At 72.8% G+C, this 19140-nt stretch carries 18 protein-coding genes; 9 read left to right on the forward strand and 9 right to left on the reverse strand.

The features are described from left to right. Positions 1-79: 79 nt before the first annotated feature. Positions 80-1225, forward strand: a complete 1146-nt coding sequence (locus AB0J80_RS20015) for a PP2C family protein-serine/threonine phosphatase (RefSeq protein ID WP_364706789.1) — start codon at positions 80-82, stop codon at positions 1223-1225. On the opposite strand, the gene AB0J80_RS20020 is transcribed toward AB0J80_RS20015, so the two are convergent. After that, positions 1222-1842, reverse strand: coding sequence for a hypothetical protein (locus AB0J80_RS20020; protein ID WP_364706790.1), 621 nt, complete (start codon positions 1840-1842; stop codon positions 1222-1224). The genes AB0J80_RS20015 and AB0J80_RS20020 overlap by 4 nt on opposite strands. A 23-nt stretch (positions 1843-1865) precedes the next feature. Between AB0J80_RS20020 and AB0J80_RS20025 the strand changes: the two genes are divergently transcribed. From AB0J80_RS20025 to AB0J80_RS20040, 4 genes are all read left to right on the forward strand, one after another. Next, entirely contained in the window at positions 1866-2624 is a 759-nt protein-coding gene (locus AB0J80_RS20025; RefSeq protein ID WP_364706793.1) for a prolipoprotein diacylglyceryl transferase family protein, read from the forward strand. Continuing rightward, the gene (locus AB0J80_RS20030; protein ID WP_364706795.1) at positions 2621-4162 is read left to right on the forward strand and encodes a radical SAM protein; all 1542 of its coding nucleotides are present in this window, start codon (positions 2621-2623) and stop codon (positions 4160-4162) included. The genes AB0J80_RS20025 and AB0J80_RS20030 overlap by 4 nt, the downstream gene beginning before the upstream one ends. Then, complete coding sequence (locus tag AB0J80_RS20035; RefSeq protein ID WP_364706798.1) at positions 4159-4398, forward strand: hypothetical protein; 240 nt, start codon at positions 4159-4161, stop codon at positions 4396-4398. Before AB0J80_RS20030 ends, AB0J80_RS20035 begins: the two co-directional genes overlap by 4 nt. Positions 4399-4810: 412 nt before the next feature. After that, the gene (locus tag AB0J80_RS20040) at positions 4811-5122 is read left to right on the forward strand and encodes a hypothetical protein (protein WP_364706799.1); all 312 of its coding nucleotides are present in this window, start codon (positions 4811-4813) and stop codon (positions 5120-5122) included. On the opposite strand, the gene AB0J80_RS20045 is transcribed toward AB0J80_RS20040, so the two are convergent. The 4 genes from AB0J80_RS20045 to AB0J80_RS20060 are packed head-to-tail and all read right to left on the reverse strand — an operon-like array spanning position 5119 to position 9927. After that, positions 5119-5808: a phosphatase PAP2 family protein gene (locus tag AB0J80_RS20045; RefSeq protein ID WP_364706802.1), complete on the reverse strand. Its 690-nt coding sequence runs from the start codon at positions 5806-5808 to the stop codon at positions 5119-5121. The genes AB0J80_RS20040 and AB0J80_RS20045 overlap by 4 nt on opposite strands. Before the next feature lie 30 nt (positions 5809-5838). Beyond that, on the reverse strand, positions 5839-6552 hold the full coding sequence (locus AB0J80_RS20050) for a phosphatase PAP2 family protein (RefSeq protein ID WP_364706804.1): 714 nt from the start codon (positions 6550-6552) through the stop codon (positions 5839-5841). A 34-nt stretch (positions 6553-6586) separates the two neighbouring features. Continuing rightward, positions 6587-8830: a DUF3488 and transglutaminase-like domain-containing protein gene (locus AB0J80_RS20055; protein WP_364706807.1), complete on the reverse strand. Its 2244-nt coding sequence runs from the start codon at positions 8828-8830 to the stop codon at positions 6587-6589. After that, complete coding sequence (locus AB0J80_RS20060) at positions 8824-9927, reverse strand: DUF58 domain-containing protein (protein WP_364706809.1); 1104 nt, start codon at positions 9925-9927, stop codon at positions 8824-8826. The genes AB0J80_RS20055 and AB0J80_RS20060 overlap by 7 nt, the downstream gene beginning before the upstream one ends. On the opposite strand from AB0J80_RS20060, the gene AB0J80_RS20065 reads away from it, so the two are divergent. Then, complete coding sequence (locus tag AB0J80_RS20065) at positions 9926-10372, forward strand: hypothetical protein (protein ID WP_364706812.1); 447 nt, start codon at positions 9926-9928, stop codon at positions 10370-10372. The genes AB0J80_RS20060 and AB0J80_RS20065 overlap by 2 nt on opposite strands. A 196-nt stretch (positions 10373-10568) precedes the next feature. On the opposite strand, the gene AB0J80_RS20070 is transcribed toward AB0J80_RS20065, so the two are convergent. The 3 genes from AB0J80_RS20070 to AB0J80_RS20080 form a co-directional block, all read right to left on the reverse strand. Then, complete coding sequence (locus tag AB0J80_RS20070; protein ID WP_364706814.1) at positions 10569-11555, reverse strand: MoxR family ATPase; 987 nt, start codon at positions 11553-11555, stop codon at positions 10569-10571. 10 nt (positions 11556-11565) lie between these two features. After that, a complete protein-coding gene (locus tag AB0J80_RS20075; RefSeq protein WP_364706817.1) occupies positions 11566-14232 on the reverse strand; it encodes a fibronectin type III domain-containing protein in 2667 nt (888 codons plus the stop codon). 120 nt (positions 14233-14352) lie between these two features. Beyond that, positions 14353-15555 (reverse strand): tetratricopeptide repeat protein, encoded by a 1203-nt coding sequence (locus tag AB0J80_RS20080; RefSeq protein WP_364706819.1) that lies wholly within the window; start codon positions 15553-15555, stop codon positions 14353-14355. A 231-nt stretch (positions 15556-15786) separates the two neighbouring features. On the opposite strand from AB0J80_RS20080, the gene AB0J80_RS20085 reads away from it, so the two are divergent. The 3 genes from AB0J80_RS20085 to AB0J80_RS20095 all read left to right on the forward strand — a co-directional run bounded on the left by AB0J80_RS20085 (position 15787) and on the right by AB0J80_RS20095 (position 18375). After that, positions 15787-17037 carry a lamin tail domain-containing protein gene (locus AB0J80_RS20085; protein WP_364706822.1) on the forward strand — a complete coding sequence of 417 codons (1251 nt, stop codon included), beginning with the start codon at positions 15787-15789 and terminating at the stop codon, positions 17035-17037. Positions 17038-17295: 258 nt separating this feature from the next. Then, positions 17296-17901, forward strand: a complete 606-nt coding sequence (locus AB0J80_RS20090) for a response regulator transcription factor (RefSeq protein WP_364706825.1) — start codon at positions 17296-17298, stop codon at positions 17899-17901. Between the two features lie 18 nt (positions 17902-17919). Next, entirely contained in the window at positions 17920-18375 is a 456-nt protein-coding gene (locus tag AB0J80_RS20095) for a VanZ family protein (RefSeq protein ID WP_364706828.1), read from the forward strand. Here AB0J80_RS20095 and AB0J80_RS20100 read toward each other — a convergent pair. Beyond that, a complete protein-coding gene (locus tag AB0J80_RS20100) occupies positions 18353-19129 on the reverse strand; it encodes a glycoside hydrolase family 16 protein (RefSeq protein ID WP_364706830.1) in 777 nt (258 codons plus the stop codon). The genes AB0J80_RS20095 and AB0J80_RS20100 overlap by 23 nt on opposite strands. Between the last annotated feature and the right edge of the window lie 11 nt (positions 19130-19140).

A 19140-nucleotide genomic window follows, 5' to 3' on the forward strand; every position in this document is an offset into this window, starting at 1 on the left:
GAGTTAGGCCAGCCTACCTTTCGGGGGCGGGGGTTGCGGAGGCCGCTGTTGCGGGTAGAAGCCGGACATGGTCGATCCCATGGAAGCGGTGCGTCGCCTGCTCGATCTCCGCCACCGCAGCCGCCCCGAGGATCTGCCGCCCGCCCTCGCCGCCGTCGCCCCGCTGCTCGGCGCCGAGCGGGTCACCGCCCTCATCATCGACTACGAGCAGATCTCCCTGTGGCCGCTGCACGGCACCCCTGGCGACTTCGAACCGCGCAAAGTGGACGACACCCTCGCGGGCCGGGCGTACTCCACCGCCCGGACCACGCACGCCGACTCCTGCCTGTGGCTGCCCCTGCTGCACGGCGCCGAGCGGCTCGGCGTGCTCGAGGTCTGGCTGGAGGCCGACCTCGACGAGCGGCTGCGCCGGGACCTGCGCGTGATCGCCTCGCTGGTGGCCGAGCTGATCGCGAGCCGCCGCTTCTACGGCGACGCGGTCGAGCGCACCCGCCGCCGGCTCCCGATGCAGCTGGCCGCCGAGATCATCTGGAACCAGCTGCCCCCGCTCACCTTCGCGGCGAACGACGCGCTGGTCACCGCCGTCCTCGAACCCTGCTACGACGTGGGCGGGGACGCCTTCGACTACGCCGCGAACGGGGACGTGGTCCACGTGGCCCTCTTCGACACCGTCGGGCACGGCATCAGCGCGAGCGCGCTCACCACGCTGACGCTCAACACGTACCGCAACGCCCGGCGCTCCGGACTCGGGCTCGCCGACACGTACCGGTCGATCGACAAGTGGATCCGCGCCCAGTTCCCCGGCGCGTTCGTCACGGCCGTGCTGGCCGAGCTGGACACCACGACCGGTGCGTACCGCCGGATCGCGGCCGGTCACCCGGCGGAGCTGCACCTGCGGGGCGACCACACGATGGCGGCGCTGCCGACCCCGACGGCGCTCCCGCTGGGGCTGGGCCACATGCTGCCGCGCCCGCCGGGCGTCACCGAGCTGATGCTCGAACCGGGAGACACCCTGGTGCTGTACACCGACGGCATCACCGAGGCGCGCTCGGCGGACGGCGAGCTGTTCGGCCTGGAACGCCTGAGCGCCTTCATCGGCGAGGCGATGGGCCGACGCATCTCGCCGCCCGAGGTGATGCGGCGGCTGATCCACACGATCGTCTCGTACGAGAACGGCGAACTGCGCGACGACGCGACCGCGGCCCTGCTGCAGTGGCGCCCCTAGAGAGCGAGCAGTCCCGAGCACAGACCGCCGGAGATGATGCCGGTGGCAGCGGCGCCGATCAGCAGCCCCACGCCGAACGGCCGGGTGTCCGGCGAGATCGCCAGGGCGCCACCCAGCAACCCGAGAACCGGCACGAATCCCAGGAACGCCAGCTTGCCGTCGAGGACCTGGCCCAGTACCCCCAGCGACATGATGGGGCCGCATAGACCCATCACCCCGCCCACGACGAGGCCCCCGATGAGCGCTGCGTTGGTCCCGGAGGAGAGAAGCGGCGATACCACGTACAGCAGGACCTGCCCGCCGCGCTGCTGCAGGACCAGGAGGAACCCGCCCGGGTCGCAGCCCACGAGCGTCGGGCCCACAGGTGGCGTCCACGAGCGGAGCTCGAAGCCGGCCCGCTGCCATTCGTCGGCGAAGAGCCTGAACACGTCCACGCCCGGCGGGACCACGAGGTTCATCCCTCGGCACACGCGGATGCCCTTCTCGTCGGGAGGCAGCGCCGACCAGGGCAGCTGTGCCGAGGGGATCGGTGTGCCGGTGAGCGGGGGATCGCTGCGGGCCAGCAGGAGTGCGCCCATCCGCAGGTCGACGCCGCGGAGTGCCTGCTCCCTGTCCATGCCTTCTAGGTTAAGGTCAAAAGGTGTATATCGGGCGGACGGCGGCGATCCTGCACGGCGCCCTCGTGGGGGTCGGCCTGATCGTCGGCGGGCTGGTGCTGGCCGCTGAACTGCGGCGCCGGGGGCGTTCGGACTTCCGGTTCTGGTACCTGGTCGCCGGTGCGCTGGTCGGCGGCGCCCTCCTCGAACGGCTCGGCACCTGGCTGCGGCACCTCACGCCGGGCGCCAACCCCGGCCTGGCCGAGCAGTGGCTCTACGGCAGCCGCAGCATCCTCTCCGCGCTCGTCGGCGCCTACGCGGGAGTGCTCGTCGCCAAGCGCCTCTGCCGGTACGAGTCGCCCACCGGTGACCTGTTCGCCCCGGCGATCGCCGCCGGAATGGCGGTCGGACGGATCGGCTGCCTCCTCACCGAGCGACCCGGCACGCCGACCGGCGGCCGATGGGGCGTCACGCTCAGCACGGCCCAGGCCGCCGCCGTTCCCGGTGCGCCGGCGGGCGTCCCGCTGCACCCCTCCTTCGCGTACGAGATCCTCTTCCACCTGGTGGCGCTGGTCGTCCTGCTGTGCCTCCGCGATCGTGTGACGGTGCCTGATGCGCTGTTCACCGGATACCTCGCCGCGTACGCGATCTTCCGCTTCGGCGTGGAGTTCGTCCGCGGCAACGAGGTGGTCGCGGCGGGGCTCACCCGGCCGCAACTGTTCCTGCTCGCCTGCTCACCGCTGCTGGCCTGGCGGGTGTGGCGGGTTCGCGGTGAACGCCGGGTGCCGGCGGGTGTCGCATGACCACCGGCCTCGGCATGCCGCTGCGAGGCGACCGGATCCACCGCTACGTCAACGCCTTCTGCCCGCGCTGTGACCACACGGACGTCACCGCCGTCCAGCGTCTCTCCGGCCGGCTGATGGTCCGCGACGACGCGGTGTGGCTCGAGCGGGGCTGCCCCCGGCACGGGCTCGTCACCACCCTGTACGACGAGAACCCGGAAATCCTGCGCTACCTCGAACAGTGGACCGCACCCACCAAACAGCACAACCCGGACGTACGCGGGAACTTCGCCCCCGTCCCCGCCGCCTACCTCGACGGGCTGCCGGAGTTGCAGACGCAGCACACCTGCATCCTGCTCACCGACCTGACCGACTCGTGCAACCTGCGCTGCCCCACCTGCTTCGCCGGCTCGTCCCCGGCCATCGAGACCGTCGTCCCGCTCGCCGACGTGCTGGCCTCCGTCGACACCCGTCTCTCACGCGAGAACCAGCGCCTCGACGTGCTGATGCTCTCCGGCGGTGAGCCGACGCTGTACCCGTACCTCGCCGAGCTGCTCACCGAGGTCACCGCCCGACCCGTGGTGCGGACGCTGATCAACACCAACGGCGTACGGATAGCCCGCGACGACGCCCTGCTCGACCTGCTCGCCGAGCATCGCGAACGCGTCGAGGTCTACCTGCAGTACGACGGAGCCGGCGAACGCGCCCACCGCCACCATCGCGGCGCCGACCTGCGCCGGCTCAAGGACCAGGCGATCGACCGGCTCGCCGGGCGCGGCATCTTCACCACCCTCACCATGACCGCCGCCCTCGACGTCAACGACGACGAGATCGGCGCCGTGGTGAAGCGGGCGCTGGACACCCCGTACGTGGGCGGGGTCTCGATCCAGCCCCAGTTCGGCTCCGGCCGCTCCGCCCCCATCGACGAGAGCCGCCGGCTGACCCACACCGGCGTTCTCGCCCGCCTCGGCCCGCAGACCGGTGACCTGGTCACCTGGCGCGACCTGACCGCACTGCCCTGCTCCCACCCGCACTGCTGCTCGGTCGGCTACCTGCTGCGCGACGACGCCGGCACCTGGCGGTCGCTGACCGCCCTGATCGGACCGGACCGCCTGCTCGGCCTCCTCGACCTGGCGCCGGACCTGATCGCCAACCGGATCGCCGACACGGACCTGCCCGCCACGCTGCGCACGGCGGTCCGCGAGGCGTTGCTGGGCCTGATGTCCGAACAGTCGTCGCTGTCCCACCCCCGCATCGGCGACCTGTGGCGAGACATCTGCACCGCATGCGACCTCGGCATCGGCACGCTGGCCACGCTGGCGGCGTCGGGCCTGCCCGGCGGCCACGCCCGCATGCGCCGGATGCTCGCCGAACGCGTCAAGCGCATCACCGTCAAGCCCTTCATGGACCTGGCCACGATGATCGAGGAACGCCTCACCCAGTGCTGCGTCCACGTCGGCACCCGTAACGCCGACCGCGACCAGTGCGCGCCCTTCTGCGCGGTGCAGGCCTGGCCACAACTGTCGGACCAGAGGCTGTCGCGGGCGGCCGCACGATGAGACGCGACCCGCTGCCGCTGTGCATCTATGCGACGGTCGCCGCGCTCACCTGGTGGCTGGGCCCGGTCGCGGTGGCCGGCTTCGCCGCCCTGGCCTTCGCCGGCTACCTGCGAGCCTGGCGTGGCGGCCTGCGCCAGTCCGCCTGCAAGCTCCGAGATGTACGGCTGGTGCTCACGTACCTGGCTGCCCTTGCCGTCGCCGGAGTCGCCGGAGCGGTCTGGCGCGTCGTCACCTGACCGGTCGCCGTGGTGGGGATGGCCGGCTGCGATGACACTGCCACCTCGACGACGGCCCGTTCCTCTCCCGGATCCGCCGACCGCCCGGCATCGGCCGAGCAGGAAGCGACGCGGTCCGAGGAGCCCCGGCGGACGACGTCCCGAGAGCCGGCGGAGACATCGACTCGGCCTTCGAAGTCCCGCACCCCGGGCCGGCCGAAACCTCGACCGACCCGCGGGCCGGCCTGACCGATCTGGTGTCCCGCTGGGACGACCTGACCGCTCGGGCCGCCGGCGACCCGCGAAGGAACTGGTCGCTGGGCACCACCGTTCGGGCCCACATCGGTAAGCCGCTCGCAGAAAGCCGGCTCGACGGCCCTGTGCGTCGTCCGGGAATGTCAGCCGGGCGACCCGGTCACCGTAGACTGACCCGGTGATCGTGCGGATGTGGCGGGGCTGGGTCGCCAGCGAGCGAGCCGGCGAGTACGTCGACTACGTCACCCGGACCGGCCTGGCCGGATACCGGCAGACGCCCGGCAACCTCGGCGTCGAGATGTGGACCCGGGACCTCGGCGACGGCCGGGCCGAGGTGACGACCTTGAGCTGGTGGGAGTCCCTCGACCACATCCGGGGCTTCGCCGGCGACGACATCGGGCGCGCCGTCTTCTACCCGGAGGACGACGGATACCTGATCGACCGTGAGACGACGGTGACCCATCACGAGGTGGCCCGGCGGCTCGGCTAGCGGCGGGCCGCGGACGTTGCCGTCGCCTTGCGGATGTCGCTCACCCCGCGATCGAGGAAGGCGCGGGCCATCACCCACACGCACACCGCGCCGTTCAGGAACGAGGCTGTCACGTCGGTCGGGTGGTGCATGCCCCGGTACATCCGGCTCAGTGCCACGCTGATCGGCACGAGCAGCAGGAGCCAGCAGGCTCGGCGCAGGGCCGTGCGGTTCGTCAGCCGCACGAGGACGACCGCGAGCCCCAGGTACAGCGCCACCGCCGCCGACGTGTGGCCTGACGGGAAGCTCGACGTCGGCGGGGAGCTGTCCAAGTGGTCGACCCCTGGACGGGTCCGGTCGATCGCGAGGGTGGTCAGGAAGAAGACGATTGCCTGGGCGGTGACCGCCGCGCACAGGAACAGGGGTTCGCGCCACCGCTTGAGGGTCAGCCGGAGGACGAGGGCGGCCAGCGCGGTGACCGCGATGATCACCGGCGTGCTGGCCACGGTGCTGAAGAAGAACGAGACGGCGTTGCCTTCGGCGGTACGGTCGCGCTCCAGCTCGCGGTTCACGGAGTCCTCGACGGTGAGCGGCCACACGTGCATCAGGACCTTGGTGATCAGCAGGCCGAGGGCCACCATGACGCCGAGCAGCACGGCCACCGGGAGCAACACCCGCTTGAGAACCTGTACGGCGACGTCGGACATGGCCGCGCCTTTACCCGATGCGGCGTCCCGCTACGCATCGGCGGATCGGGATGCGGCGATATCAGGATCGGAACCGGTCAATCCGGGCTCTACGCCCTGCTCGACGACCCTGTCGAGGCGGCGGCGCGTGAACGCCGTCGCGGTGGCGGCCACCACCGCGACGCCGAGCAGCCAGCCGGCCACCACGTCGCTGGTCCAGTGGACGCCCAGGATGATGCGGCTGACGCCGGTCAGGACGGTCACCGCGGCCGCGCCGGTCCACAACGCCCAGCGGTGACGGACCACCGGGAGCAGCACGAGGACGAAGACGCCCGCGGTGAGGGCGGCGTTCAGGGCGTGCCCGGACGGGAACGAGTAGCCGGCCGCGCGGGCCACCGGGTCGAGCAGGTCCGGCCGGTGCCGGCCGACGAGCAGCTTCAGCAGCGCGCCGAGCACCCCGCCGACGACCATGGTGGTGACCACCCAGAGGGCGAGCCGCCGGGCCCGCCGGCGTACGAGCCAGACGACCAGCAGCAGGGCGGCCACCCGCAGCGGGTTCGGCGCGAACACGTTGGTGAGCCACACCGTCACGTCGCGCCAGCCCGGATGCGCCACCGCCCACGTGTGCAGCGCGTCGGTGACCGCGGCGTCCGCGTCGCGCAGCGGCGGCCAGCCGCCGACGACCAGGACGGCGAGCAGCGCGAACGGGACGAGCACGGCGATCGCGAGCACGGCCGCCGTGGTGAGCCGCAGACCGAGTCGCATGACCTTTCTCTACCCGCGTGACGGGCGGCTTACGCTAGCGCTTCTTCCCGTACGGGTGCCAGCGCAGCGGACCCGGGTGCAGGCTCCACCAGGCGCGCCGCCACCAGGACCGCTTCTCCCGGAGCGCGTCGGCGTACGCGACCGCCTGGGCGCCGGCGCGCTCGGCCTGCTCGTCGGTGGCGGCGCCCGGCGCGAAGCCCACCGTGTTGACCGCCGCCACGAGGTCGCCCAGCGGCGGCAGCTCGAAGCCCTCCGGCGGCGCGGCCCGGCGCAACGGCGGTGCGGTCGCCGCGAAGTCCGCCGCCTCGGTCGCCGCCAGATGGTCCGGCACCGGGCGGCCGGCCAGCCGCAACGCGTCGGTGAACTCGAACCAGGCTCCGGTGATCCGCTCGTCGGGACCGCCCGCGGTCAGCCGTCGCCGGCGCAGGCCCCGACGCATCAACACCAGCGTGGCCGCGACCGCGACCAGGAGCAGCAGCACCGAGCCGCCGGCCCCGGACGCCACCACGACCGTGCCCGGGCCGCCCTTGCCGGGTGCCGGCGCAGCGGCGACCGTGGGCGGTGCCGACGCACTCGGGGGATCCGAAGCCGGGGGAGGTTCGGATGTCGGCGGCGGCTTGGACGGCTTCGGCGTGAAGTCGTCCTCGACCGGGCGGGGCTGCTCGTCGCTCTTGGGCAGCGGGTCGAACGCCACCCAGCCCAGGTCGTCGAAGAGGACCTCGGGCCAGGCGATCGCGTCACCGCCGGTCACCGTGCCGCCGGACGCGGGCGCGTCGAAGCCGACGACCACCCGCGACGGCAGGCCGGTCAGCCGCGCCAGCAGCGCGAACGAGGCCGCGAACTGCTCGGAGGTGCCGCGCTGGCCGCCCTGGTCGCGCGGGCCGAAGAGAAAGAACGACAGATTCGGGTACGCGTGCCCGCTCGGCGCATCGGCCACTTTGCGGTAGTGCTCGGCGAGGAACTCCTCGATCGCGGCCGCCCGGTCGTACGCGGCGCCGTTGCCGTCCGCCAGCTGGTCGGCGAGGCGCTGGATCTCCTCCGGCACGTTCGCGCCGACGGTGAGGAAGCGGGCCACCGGATCGCCGGTCGGCGCGTCGGCGCCCGGCAGCAGGTTGTAGTCCGGCTCCTGCGTGTCCGACGTGACGGTGTAGCGCAGCCCCGGCCGCAGCTCCTCCGGCCGGATGACGGTGCCGGTGGCCGCGTCGTACGCGACGCGAGTGCCGTCCACCCCGGCCGGCGTGGGCACGACGGGCAGCAGTCGCCCGGTCAGCTCGTCGATGGTGATCTGCTGGGTGACCCGGGTGACCGGCACGTCCGGCAGCAGCGCGGGCGTCGGCAGCACCCGCCCGGCATTGCGGTACGTGGCCCCGACCCGCCAGGTGATCCCGTCGTAGTCGGGCAGCACCGCCAGCCGCAGCCGGACGTTCTTGCGTCCCTGCTCGGCCGGCCCGACCTCGAGCAGCCGCTGCTCGGGTGCCAGCGCCCAGCCCGAGATCCGGTTCAGGGGGCTCTCGTCGAGGCTGTCCACCTGCGGCGGCTCGACGTACCGCCGAGGGTCGACCGGGGTGGCGGAGACCCGGCCGCCGACCCACGGACCGACCGCCGCGACCAGGCCGACGAGGACCACCAGGCCGGCGGCGGAACCGGCGAGCGCGCGGCCGCGGACCGCCGCCCGCGTCTCCCGCGGTACGTCGGCAAGCGCGGGACCGCCGGGCGACCGTACGGTCACCGCCAGCGCCGCGACCACGGCGGCGGCGAAGGCGAGCGTGACCCACCCGGCGCTCCCGGCGTTCGGTCCCACGACGTAGAGGACGCCGCCGAACAGGGCCGTCGCGGGCAGGCAGCCGAGCAGCACCCGGCCGGCGCGCACGGCGATCTCCGTGCCGGCGAGCCCGGCCAACCAGGCACTGACCACCGGTACGACCACGGTGTCGGGCGTGGACTCCACCGGGATCATCGCGGTGAGCAGCCGCGGGATGCCGTTCTTGAGGGCGTCGATGACGATCTGTGGCAACGGATCGGTGAGTCCGGCCCGCCCCGCCGCGACCTTGAGCGCCAGCGCCGTGAACGCGCCCAGCAGCACCACCGAGATCGGCGCGACGGACCACGACGGCAACCGCCGCGCGGCGAGGCCCACCCCGACGGACCCCACGGCGGCGCCGGCCACCAGCTGCACCAGCAGATCGTCGGCATAGATCCGGCCCAGCGCCACCCCGGCCAGCGCGATCAGCACGATCAGCACCACAGGCACGACCGCAGCCCGCAGCCGCCTCACCATCCGCGCACCCCGTCCCACGCGCCGGCGAACTGCTCCCCGTCCTCGGCCTCGATGACGATCATGCCGCCACCCGCGGACACCGGCGCCGCGTCCGGGTCCCCGAACAGCCCGGCGAGCACCACCGGGTACGGCCCGCGCAGCGCACTCACCGCACCGAGATCCGCCCGGCCGCCGGGCCCGGTCAGGTAGACGAGCGTGTCGCCGAGCCGGCTCTGCCGAAGGCTGCGCACCGTACGCGTGAGATCGCCGTCGCGCAGCCCCGCCTCCGTCAGCACGTCCAGGAACGGCCCCGCGGCCGGCCCGGACACCAGATGCAACGCCACCGGCAGGTCCTCGCGCACCGCCGCCGCGATGATCGACGCGGCCGCCTCACACGCCGCCTCGAACGACTCGGCAACACCGTCCCGCACCCCCGGATGCGCGGCCGCGCGGTCGTCGAGCAGCACCACGATCGTCGGCTCGCTGGTGTCGAGCTGCTCCCGGACCATGAGCTCGCCCACCTTGGCGGAGCTGCGCCAATGCACCCGGCGCAGCTCGTCACCGACGACGTACTCCCGCAGCGAGTCGAACGTGATCGTGCCGTGCGGCACCTTGTCGATGCGCCCGTCGAGGCTGCGCGCCATCCCGGCCGGGACGGCCCGCAACAGGTGGATGCGCGGGTGCACCCAGACGGTCGTGGTTCCCCCGTACGCCCGGGACAGGGTGAGCAGCCCCAGCGGATCGTGCCGGGTGACCCGCAGCGGCCCGACCGGCACGACGCCGCGCCGCGTGGTCGGCACCGGGTAGTGCACGGTCGTGTCCCGCCCGGGCCGCAGCCGTAGCAGGGGCACCGGCACGTCAGCCCGCCCGCAGCGGTCGACGGCGACGAGGTTCGCCGCCCGCAGCCGGCTGGTGTTGCGCACGACCAGGGTCATCGTGGCGGACTCCCCGCGGGCGACGCGGTCGGGCTCGGCGGTGCGTTCTACGCCGAGACGCGGCCGCCAGAGCCCGAAGGCGACCCCGCAGAGAACGGCCACCGCGGCCGCCGCGCCGAGCAGGGCGAGATCCGGGTAGCCGAACCGGAACCCGAGCCCGAGCAGCGTCACCGCGGCGGCCATGACGCCGAACCCGCGTGCGGTGACGCCGAGGCTGGACAGCTTCGGCGCCGCCAGCCGGAGGTTGCGAAGGGACGCGGCACGGGAGACCGCCGCGGGCACGGGCCGCCGGACGTTCCCGGTCCGGCCCGCGGCCGGCGGTGCTCCGGCCGAGGTGGTGGAGGTCGGCGGTGCTCCGGCCGGGGTGGTCGAGGTGGGCCGTGCTCCCGCCGGGGTGGCGGGGGTGGGCGGTGCTCCCGCCGGGGTGGTTGAGGCGGGCGGTGCTCCGGCCGGGCGGGCCGCGGATGGCACGGCGGTGGATCGGGTGTCGGCGGCGCTGGTCGGTGGCCCGCTCGCCGGGGGCCGGAAGGCGGTGGACGAGGGGGCGGCCGTCGGAGACGGGCGGCCGGGCTCCGCGGCGACACCGGGTGGTCGCGGTGCGCGGTCGTCCCGGCTCGATGCGGCTTGAGAACCGGGTGTCTGCGGGGCGCCGTCGTCTCGACGCAGTCCAGCTCGGTGGCCGGGCGGTGGGCCGTGGTCCTCCCGGCCGGGTCCGGGAGGCGGGCCGGATGGGCGAGGGGTGCTGTGGCCGGGTCCGGGGTGCGGGCCGGGTGGGTGGGGGGCGCTGCGGTCCGGGCCGGATCCGGGACGCGGGCCGGGTGTGGTCACGCCCCGACGCGCTGGTTGTCGGGCAGCGGGACCGGGACCGAGCGGACCGCGTCGTTCAGTACCTCGGCCGCGGTCACGCCGCGCAGCTGGGCGTCGGCCGAGAGCAGGACGCGGTGGGCGAAGACCGGTTGGAGGAGGGTTTTGAGGTCTTCCGGCAGCACGTACCCGCGGCCGTTGATGAGGGCCCACGCCGAGGCCGCTCGGGTCAGGGCGATCACGCCGCGGGGGCTGACGCCGACGCGGACCTGGGGGTGGTCGCGGGTGGCGGCGGCGAGGCGGACCGCGTACGTGTAGAGGGGGTCGGCGATGTGGACGCGGGACGCCATTCGGACCATCTCGCCCACGGTGGCCGTGTCGGTGACCGGCTCGAGGGTGTCGGGGGAGCGCAGGGCCGCGCCGCGCAGCACCTCGACCTCGACGTCCTCGGCCGGGTAGCCGACCGAGAGCTTCACCAGGAAGCGGTCGAGCTGGGCCTCGGGCAGGCGGTAGGTGCCGTCCATCTCGACCGGGTTCTGCGTCGCGACCACCAGGAAGGGCTGCGGCACCGGGTGCGGTACGCCGTCGACCGTGACCCGGCGCTCCTCCATGACCTCGAGCAGCGCCGACTGGGTCTTCGGGGAGGCACGGTTGATCTCGTCGGCGATGACGATGTTGGCGAAGACCGGGCCGGGGTGGAACTCGAAGCCGCGGCTGGCCTGGTTGAAGATCGTGACGCCGGAGACGTCGGAGGGCAGCAGGTCCGGGGTGAACTGGATGCGGCGCCACTGCCCGCGCACGGCCGCGGCCAGCGCCCGGGCCAGCGTGGTCTTGCCGACGCCCGGCACGTCCTCGAGCAGCACATGGCCCTGGGCGAAGAACGCGGCCAGCGCCAGCCGCACCACGTCGGGCTTGCCCAGCACGACCGTGCCGATCCTGTCGGCGAGCTGCGCGGCGATGCCGGCGAAGCCCTGGACGTGCTGGGGCGGAAGGGGTTCGGTGCTCACGGGCGTGTCCTCAGCAGTTGGGCAGGTCGTTCACGTCGTCGCCGCCGTCGAGGTTGAGCCACGCGAACGGGATGTAGTTCTTGCCCTCGTATTTGACCTGGATCCACCAGTCCGACTTCTTGTGGTGGTTGTAGATGTAGGAGTCGATGTCCGACCCCTTCTCCTTGCAGTACGCCAGCAGGCGCGTGCCCGGCTTGGCCCAGCCGACCTGCTTGTCGTTGTCCTGGCGGGTCACGCTGAAGATCTCGTTGCCGTTGCGGCCGTCGACGTCCTTGTCGCAGTAGTGCGCGGTGTCGCCGCTCTCGCCGTTGTTGCAGGTGGCGGTGCCGTACAGGTCGTCGGTCTTCTGCGCGCGGTCCTTCGTCACCGACCCGGCGGCGTTCTTCGCCGTGACCGTGAACGTGTACGGCGTGCTCGGCTTGAGGCCGCTCACCTTGAGGCTGGAGCAACTGCCGGACGCGGACTTGCCGCCCCCGGAGACCGAGCAGGCGGCCGTGCCGCCGCCGGCGTCCACGGTGAAGGTGACCGTGGCGGTGTTGAAGGTCGCGGAGGAGCCGGTGATGGTGATGGCCGGCTTCGCCACCGTCCGCGCCGTCGCCGAACCCGCTTCGCTCTCGCCGGCCTCGTTGACCGCACGGACCTCGACGGAGACCGTCTCGCCCTCGCCGAAGCCGTCGAGCGTGACGCCGGTGCCCTCGGTGACGTCGGTGGAACGCCCGCCGGCGGCCACGACGTACTTGGTGATGGGCCGGCCGTTCTCGGCGGAGGCGGCCCAGGTCACCTGGATCGTGCCGGGCTTGTCACCGACCGTGGCGGCGTCGACGCTGTCCGGGCGGCCGGGCTTGGCGAACGGCACGACGCTCGCGCTGACCGGGGAGGCCTTGGAGCCGGCGCCGCGCTCGTTGATCGCCACGACCGTGAACGCGTACTGCTTGCCGTACTCGAGCTCGCCGTCCGCAATCGTCAGTGACGTGCCGTCCTCGGTCTCGCCGACGGGGGAGCTGCCGCCCTCGCTGATCGCGGTGACCGCGTAGCGCTTGATCTCCAGGCCCTGGCCGTTGGCGGCGGGCCAGCTGACCACGACGGTGCCGTCCGGCTTGGCCTCGGCGTTCACCGCCGTCGGCGCGTCCGGCACCTCGGAGGTCGGCTTGACGGCGTTGCTGGTGCGCGACGGGCCGTCGCCCTTCTTGTTGACGGCGTGCACGGCGAACTTGTACGTCTCGCCGTTGGTGAGGCCGGTGACCTCGAGCGAACGCTGGTTGGCGCCCACCTGGAAGGTCTTGTCCGCGCCCTCGACCACGTACCGCGTGATGGCGGCGCCGTTGGCGGGGGCGGCCTGCCAGGTCACCCGCACCTGGGCGTTGCCGGCCGCGGCTCGCACGTTGCGCGGTGCGCCCGGCTCGGTGACCGGCGGCTTCTTCGGCTTCGGCGGGGGCGGCGGCGGGTCCGGCGGGGTGGGCGGCGGGTCGCCACCGAGGACGTCGTCGGCGTACTTGTCGACCACGCGGACGCGGTGCGCGTCGTCGACCACGCGGGCGGTGGACGAGCCGGGGGCGTTGATGAAGAGATAGTTCTCCCGAACCTCGAGCTCCAGCGGCCCGCCCGGCTTGGTGAACCCGATGTCCTTCTGCTCGCGCCCGGCCCGGTCGAACACGTGCACCTTGCCGGTCGCCTCGTCGGCGACGTAGAAGTAGCCCTTCCACGAGACGGCCGCCTGCAGCTCGGGGCCGTCGCCGGGGACCGGGAAGTCGGCGGTGGTCCGGTTGCCGTCCACCCCGTACACGTGGCGGGCGTCCGGGACGGTGACCGGCACGACCGGGCCGTCGGTGTGCTCCGGCAGCGAGCCGGGGCCCTCCAGGGGCAGGGTGACCGTGGCGATCGCCTTGTCCCGGATGGTGGTGAGCGCGTTGGTCGTGCGGTTGAGCACGGCCACGCCGTCATCCAGCGTGGAGATCGTGATGTCGTGGTTACCCGGCGCCACGGGCTCCGTGCGCACGAGAGCCGGCCCCGCGGCGGCACCGGCGCCGGCGGTGCCACCGGTGGCGGACTCGTCGGGCAGCGCCGCGGGCGTGATCGCGGACACGGTCCCCTGGCTGGGCACGGCGATCCACAGCTTGCCCTTGCCGTCGAAGACGCCGCCGGCGATGCCGGGCGGATAGTGCAGCGGCTGACCGATCGGCGTCAGCGAGCGCGGGTCGAGCTGGGACACCAGGCCCTGGACGGTGTCGATGACGAAGGCGGCGTCCTTGTCCAGGGCGACGCGCACGCCGAGGCCCGATGTGGTCGGGGTGCTTGCGGCCTCCTTGAGGGAGGTCAGGTCCATGGTGCTGACCACGCCGGTCTGCACGTCGCGCAGGATCACGAAGCGGTCATTCTGGGTGACCTGGATCTGGTGGCCGCGCGCCCGGGGCACGTCGACGCGGGTGTCCACCCGGGCGGTCACGCCGTTGACCCGGGCGACCTCACCCTTGGCGCGGCTCCACACCCAGGACGCGGCGTCGAAGCTCGCGACGGCCTGGTCGGCGGCGCCCAGCCCCAGCACGGTGAGCCCGAGCCCGGCCACGAGGCTCAGCACAGTGCCGATGGTGACCAGGCCGCCCCGGCTGCGCCACGCCCGTCGGCGGCGCTCGGTCACGGCGTCTTCACCAGACGCATCTGCACTGGTCACGGCCCGCATCCCTCCCCGTTTTCGCCGGTAGCCCTCCGCTGGGACGCAGGCCATCATAGGGGGATGCGGGTCGGCGTGGACACCCGGCGAGTCACGGTTGTGGATAAGTGTGATCGCCGTGAGTGATCATCAATCGCTCTCGGTGGGCGCCGCGCTCTTGCCGGTACGGCTGGTGCACGCCTGCGGCGACGAGGCGAACTGGCTGGTGCTGTAGACGGCCACGACGGCGAAGCAGTAGTCCAGGTCGGCGTTGAGACCGTTGAGGTCGAACGAGGTCGTGGTGGGCCCGACCTGGCCCATGGGCTTGAGCTGCTCACCGGGGCGGCCGCCGGTGATCATGAACGAGGTGCGGCCGTTGGCGGGGTCGGACCAGAAGACCTGCACCGACGATCCGTAGTCGCGCAGGCGCACATCGGTGGGGGCCGGGCCGCTCAAGGTTGGCACGTCGGATTTCTCACCATCGTCGCCCCGCTTCGCGAGCACGACGACCAGCGCGACCACCGCGATGATCACGCCGAGAACCGCGGCGATCGCCGCGAAGATGGCGGGCGCCTTGCCGGAGTACGACGATCCGCGGCCGGACCCGGTCAGGGGCGCAGCGGTCGTGATCGGCGGAGCGGAGATGATCTGCGGCTCGGGCTGCTCGAACCGCGTCTGCGTGTAGTAGGCCTCGGGCTGCCGCTGCGCGGGCACCGCCGGACCCGGCGAGGGACCGGGGCGCGGAGGCGCCGTATCGAACCGTGGCCCAGGGTGCGCAGGCGCCTGCTCGAACTGCGGGACGGGCTGCGCGGGTGGCTGCTCGAACTGCGGGACGGGCTGTGCAGGCGGCTGCTCGAAGGGCGGTGGGGGCGGGGGCGCCTGCATCTGTGGGGGGATGGCGGGCAGCTCCATCCGTACCGTCGGGGGGTCCTCACCCAGGTAAGCCCGCGCCCGCGTGACCGCCCAATGGTCCGGGCCGAGCACCGACGGCCCGTGCGCGGCCACCCGCCCGAACGCCCGGCGCGCCTCGTGCCGGTTCTCCATCTCCTCCGCGACCACGCCCAGGTCGTAGGAGATGCCGAGCATCACCGGGTCGGTGTCGCCGAGCCGCCACTGCCCGGCGGCGTACGCCTCCTCCAGCACCCTGCGCGCCGCGGACGGGTCCCCGGCCCGCTGGTGCACGGCCGCCAGCTGCTGGGCGGTCGCGAGCACCTCCGGGTCGTCCTCGCCGAGGTTGGCGCGTCCCAGGTCGACGGCGTGCTCGAGCAGGGCGCGCGCCTGGGCCAGGTCGCCGGCGTCGGCGAGTGCCTGGGCGTGCTGCCGTGAGGCCAGGAGCGGGGACGGGTGCGACACGCAGCCATGCTGCCTGGTGACGCGTCGTCACGCCAGTACGCGGTGCAGGGGAGACGAGCGTGACTGGCGGATCACTCTAGGTCAGCGCAGCCGTTCCGGCCGGCCCCTGGCGCCGATCGGCCAGACCCTCAGACGCCTAGCCGACGAACGCGTTCTGCGCCCCTGCCCGCGGCGTTAACGTCCCGTCAGGTCGCGCTTTCGCGAGCCGTCTTCGCTGGTGGTGAGGTCGCCATGACGTACACGATGCTGACCGGACGATTCGTCATCCGCTATCCGGACCTGCCGCGGCAGGGGCCCGAGCCGGACGGGGACACGGTCAAGTTCAGGCCCGACTCCCCGGCGTTGGTGGAGGGCCTGCCCCGGCCGTCCGGCTCGCCACCGGATCTGGGTGCCCGGGGGATCTCGGTACGCCTGGAGGCCGTCGACGCGCTCGAGACCCACTTCGCGGAGACGCATCAGGAGCTCGGCGGGGCGAACGCCGCACGCGACGAGCTGTTGCGCCTGCTCGGGTTCACCGGGGTGGTCTTCTTCGACGACCTGCCGAACAAGGTGCGGTCGGCCGATCAGGACAGTGTGCGGGGATACGTGCTGTCGAACGGCATCGACGCCAACGGCCGCATGATCGGGTTCGTGCAGGCCGGGGAGCCCGCGGTGCCGGACGGTGCGACGGTGTTCCTCGATGACGCGGGCGTCGACCGGTCGGTCAACGGGCGGCTGCTGGCGGCGGGGCTGGTGTATCCCGCCTTCTATGCCACGTTGCCGGCGTCGTTGCGTACCCATCTGGGCGGTGTCTCCCGGAAAGCCCGGGCCGACCGGGCAGGGATCTGGGCGGCTGCGACGGCCGATCCGGACCGGGTCGCGACGGTCGGCGACCTGGGGGAGCTGCAGCGGCTGGTGATCTGGCCGAAGCTGTTCCGCCGGCTCGTTCCCTATCTGGCCACGGGGGCGTCCACCCTCGACGGTCTGGATGCCTGGCTGCGGTCGGACCCGGTGCACCGCGACGATGCGCTGTTCCTGCTGGACCGGCTGGAGACCGGGAACCTGCACGATGTCGTCGAGGCCGCCGGGAGCTCCGTGCGGATGACGGTGTGGCCCGAGGACTTCGTCATCGACCCGGATCCGGCGCCGCCCGGTACGCCGACGAAGCCGCCGAAGGTCGCCACCGGGGACGTGGTGATCGTCGCGGCGCTGCCCGACCCGTCCGGCGCCGACCGGGGCCGGGAGCGGCTGACGCTGCTGAACACCACGGCGGCGGAGATCGATCTGGCGGGGTGGACGCTGCGGGACCGTAACGGCCGGTCGCAGGTCCTCGGCGGGACGCTCGGCGGCGGTGATGTCGTGCAGGTCGTCGGCGACGGCGTCTCGCTGGCGAACGCCGGTGGCACGGTGACGCTGACGGACGCCCTGGGCAGCCCGATCGATCAGGTCGCCTACCGGGCCGGTCAGGTCAAGGAGGGCCGGACCATCGCATTCGGCCGGTGAGCGGATCGGCAATTGAGCGTCGGACGATCGGCCGGACATTTCGTACGCCGGCGGACGTCATGACGACTGTCGATCTTCGCGGGGATTCGCGCCCATCCGCCTTCCCCGCCGTACCGAATCAGATGAGCTGGGAAAACGGGGTCGCCGCGCCGCGCCGGCGTGGGTGACCGGACGCGATTCGATGCCCTTTCCGGCGCATGCGGGAATGGCGGTCGAGGGCTAAGTTCCGAAGTGGGCGGCGACCCGCTGGGAGGCGTGATGATCCGGGTTCTGGTGGTGCGCGACGGGGGCTATTTCGGCATCCATGTCCGGGTGTTGCTGAGCGCTCAGCGGGACATCGACGTCGTCGGGACGCTGCCCCTGGAGCCGGACGTCGCCGCCCGCGCGGTCGAGTTCGCGCCGGACGTTGTGGTGATCGACACCGAGTTCATGGTCAGTCAGGTGCTGCCGGCCGTCGCCGAGCTGCGGGCGCGCATCCCGTCCTGTGCGGTGCTGGTGCTCTGCGACCCGACCAAGCGCGGCATGCTTCCGCCGCGGCGCCGGGGCGGGGATGTCAGCTTCCTGCTCAAGGACGCGTCCGCGGCCTATCTCGCCGACTCGGTGCGACGGCTGGCCGCGGGGGAGCGCATCGTCCACCCGAGACTGCAGGCGGCGTCGCTCAACACCGAGCGCGGGCTGAGCACCCGCGAGCTGGAGGTGCTGGGCCTGGCCGCCGAGGGCGAGTCGGTCAACGACATCGCCAGGCGGCTCTACCTGTCCGGCGGCACCGTGCGCAACTACCTGTCGGCGGTGATCCTCAAGACCGGCGCCCGCAACCGCCTCGACGCGATCCGCATCGTCCGCAAGGACGGCTGGCTGCGCTGACCCCCTATCCTGGAGGGGATGCTTGCTTCCTCCCGGCGGTCGGTCACCCTTTCGATCTTCCTTCTGTACGCGGTGAGCGTCGTCGCGATCACCGTCTTCCCGATCGAGGCGCGGCCGCCGGAGGCCCGCTGGGACGTGCCGTGGTGGATCGTCGTGCACTGGGTGCCGTTCCGGGTGGAGGCCTGGAGCTTCGTGCTCAATGTGGTCATGTTCGTGCCGCTGGGCTTCCTCCTGCCGCTGCTGTGGCGGGGAGCCGGCTCGGTACGCCGTACGGCCGCGGTGTCGTTCACCGCCAGCGCCGCGATCGAGCTGGTGCAGCTGGCGCTGTGGCTGACGCTGGGCAACTTCCGCACGGTCGATGTCAACGACCTGATCGCCAACACCGCCGGTGGGCTCGCCGGGCTGGTGCTGCTGCGGGCGGTGGTGCCGGGGGCCGCCGAGCGCGAGCGGATCACGACGCGGTCCACGCCCTGATGTAGTCCACGCGTTTGGTCGCCGTGGTCGTCGCGGCGTCCGGCGGGATCTGCGAGTAGACCGCGAGGTTGGAGATGATCGTGGTCATCGCGTCCGACGTGGCCTTCGTGTGGCAGACCTTCTCGCCGTCGGCGTACCAGGTGGTGCCGGACGGTTCGATCGCCACGCCGTACGTGTGCCAGCCGCTCGTCGGGTCGAAGCCGGGCTGCCACTCGCACCGGCCGCGCGCGCCGGAATACTGGGTGCCGTAGAGCCGCCGGTGGTTGTCGGAGTAGAACTCGTACACGTCGGTCTCGGTGTGCCGCTCCACGCCGCGCGCCTGCCACGTCCACAGCGCCGGCCAGAAGCCGCCGGCGGCGGGCAGGATCGCGCGCTCCTCCAGGTAGCCGTAGCGGAACGTGTACGACGGGGTGCTGGTGATCAGGCACGACGTCCAGTCGTAGCGCTGCCCCGAGGGCGACACGACCTGCTCCCGGCGGGCGGTCATCACGAGCCGGCCACCGCCGACCGAGCAGTTGGCCGCCTGGTTCCACTCGAGCTGCTGGTTGCCGGGGTTGCCGCGGCCCTCGTCGGCCTCGGCGCTGGAATGGTCGGCCCAGCGCGCCGGGTCCAGCCGGGTGCCGTCGAACTCGTCGCTGAAGACCAGGCGCCAGCCACCGCGGTGACCGTCGGGCAGGACCTCCGCCGACTGGCTCCCGGCGTGCGGCGTGCAGGCGGCGAGGAGCAGGATCAGGGCGAGGACGAAGCGGATCACGGCGGTGCCCG

Origin of the sequence: Actinoplanes sp. NPDC049548, from assembly GCF_040676695.1 — a bacterium.
GTDB lineage: Bacteria > Actinomycetota > Actinomycetes > Mycobacteriales > Micromonosporaceae > Actinoplanes.

Coding starts and splice junctions, on each gene's coding strand:
- AB0J80_RS20045 (WP_364706802.1), bottom strand. CDS start 5,808: ATGTCCGACGTCGCCGTACAGGTTCTCAAGCGGGTGTTGCTCCCGGTG.
- AB0J80_RS20090 (WP_364706825.1), top strand. CDS start 17,296: ATGATCCGGGTTCTGGTGGTGCGCGACGGGGGCTATTTCGGCATCCAT.
- AB0J80_RS20015 (WP_364706789.1), top strand. CDS start 80: ATGGAAGCGGTGCGTCGCCTGCTCGATCTCCGCCACCGCAGCCGCCCC.
- AB0J80_RS20060 (WP_364706809.1), bottom strand. CDS start 9,927: ATGGCCGCCGCGGTGACGCTGCTCGGGCTCGGGTTCCGGTTCGGCTAC.
- AB0J80_RS20095 (WP_364706828.1), top strand. CDS start 17,920: ATGCTTGCTTCCTCCCGGCGGTCGGTCACCCTTTCGATCTTCCTTCTG.
- AB0J80_RS20035 (WP_364706798.1), top strand. CDS start 4,159: ATGAGACGCGACCCGCTGCCGCTGTGCATCTATGCGACGGTCGCCGCG.
- AB0J80_RS20020 (WP_364706790.1), bottom strand. CDS start 1,842: ATGGACAGGGAGCAGGCACTCCGCGGCGTCGACCTGCGGATGGGCGCA.
- AB0J80_RS20030 (WP_364706795.1), top strand. CDS start 2,621: ATGACCACCGGCCTCGGCATGCCGCTGCGAGGCGACCGGATCCACCGC.
- AB0J80_RS20075 (WP_364706817.1), bottom strand. CDS start 14,232: ATGCGGGCCGTGACCAGTGCAGATGCGTCTGGTGAAGACGCCGTGACC.
- AB0J80_RS20050 (WP_364706804.1), bottom strand. CDS start 6,552: ATGCGACTCGGTCTGCGGCTCACCACGGCGGCCGTGCTCGCGATCGCC.
- AB0J80_RS20065 (WP_364706812.1), top strand. CDS start 9,926: ATGACGCCGAACCCGCGTGCGGTGACGCCGAGGCTGGACAGCTTCGGC.
- AB0J80_RS20055 (WP_364706807.1), bottom strand. CDS start 8,830: ATGGTGAGGCGGCTGCGGGCTGCGGTCGTGCCTGTGGTGCTGATCGTG.
- AB0J80_RS20085 (WP_364706822.1), top strand. CDS start 15,787: ATGACGTACACGATGCTGACCGGACGATTCGTCATCCGCTATCCGGAC.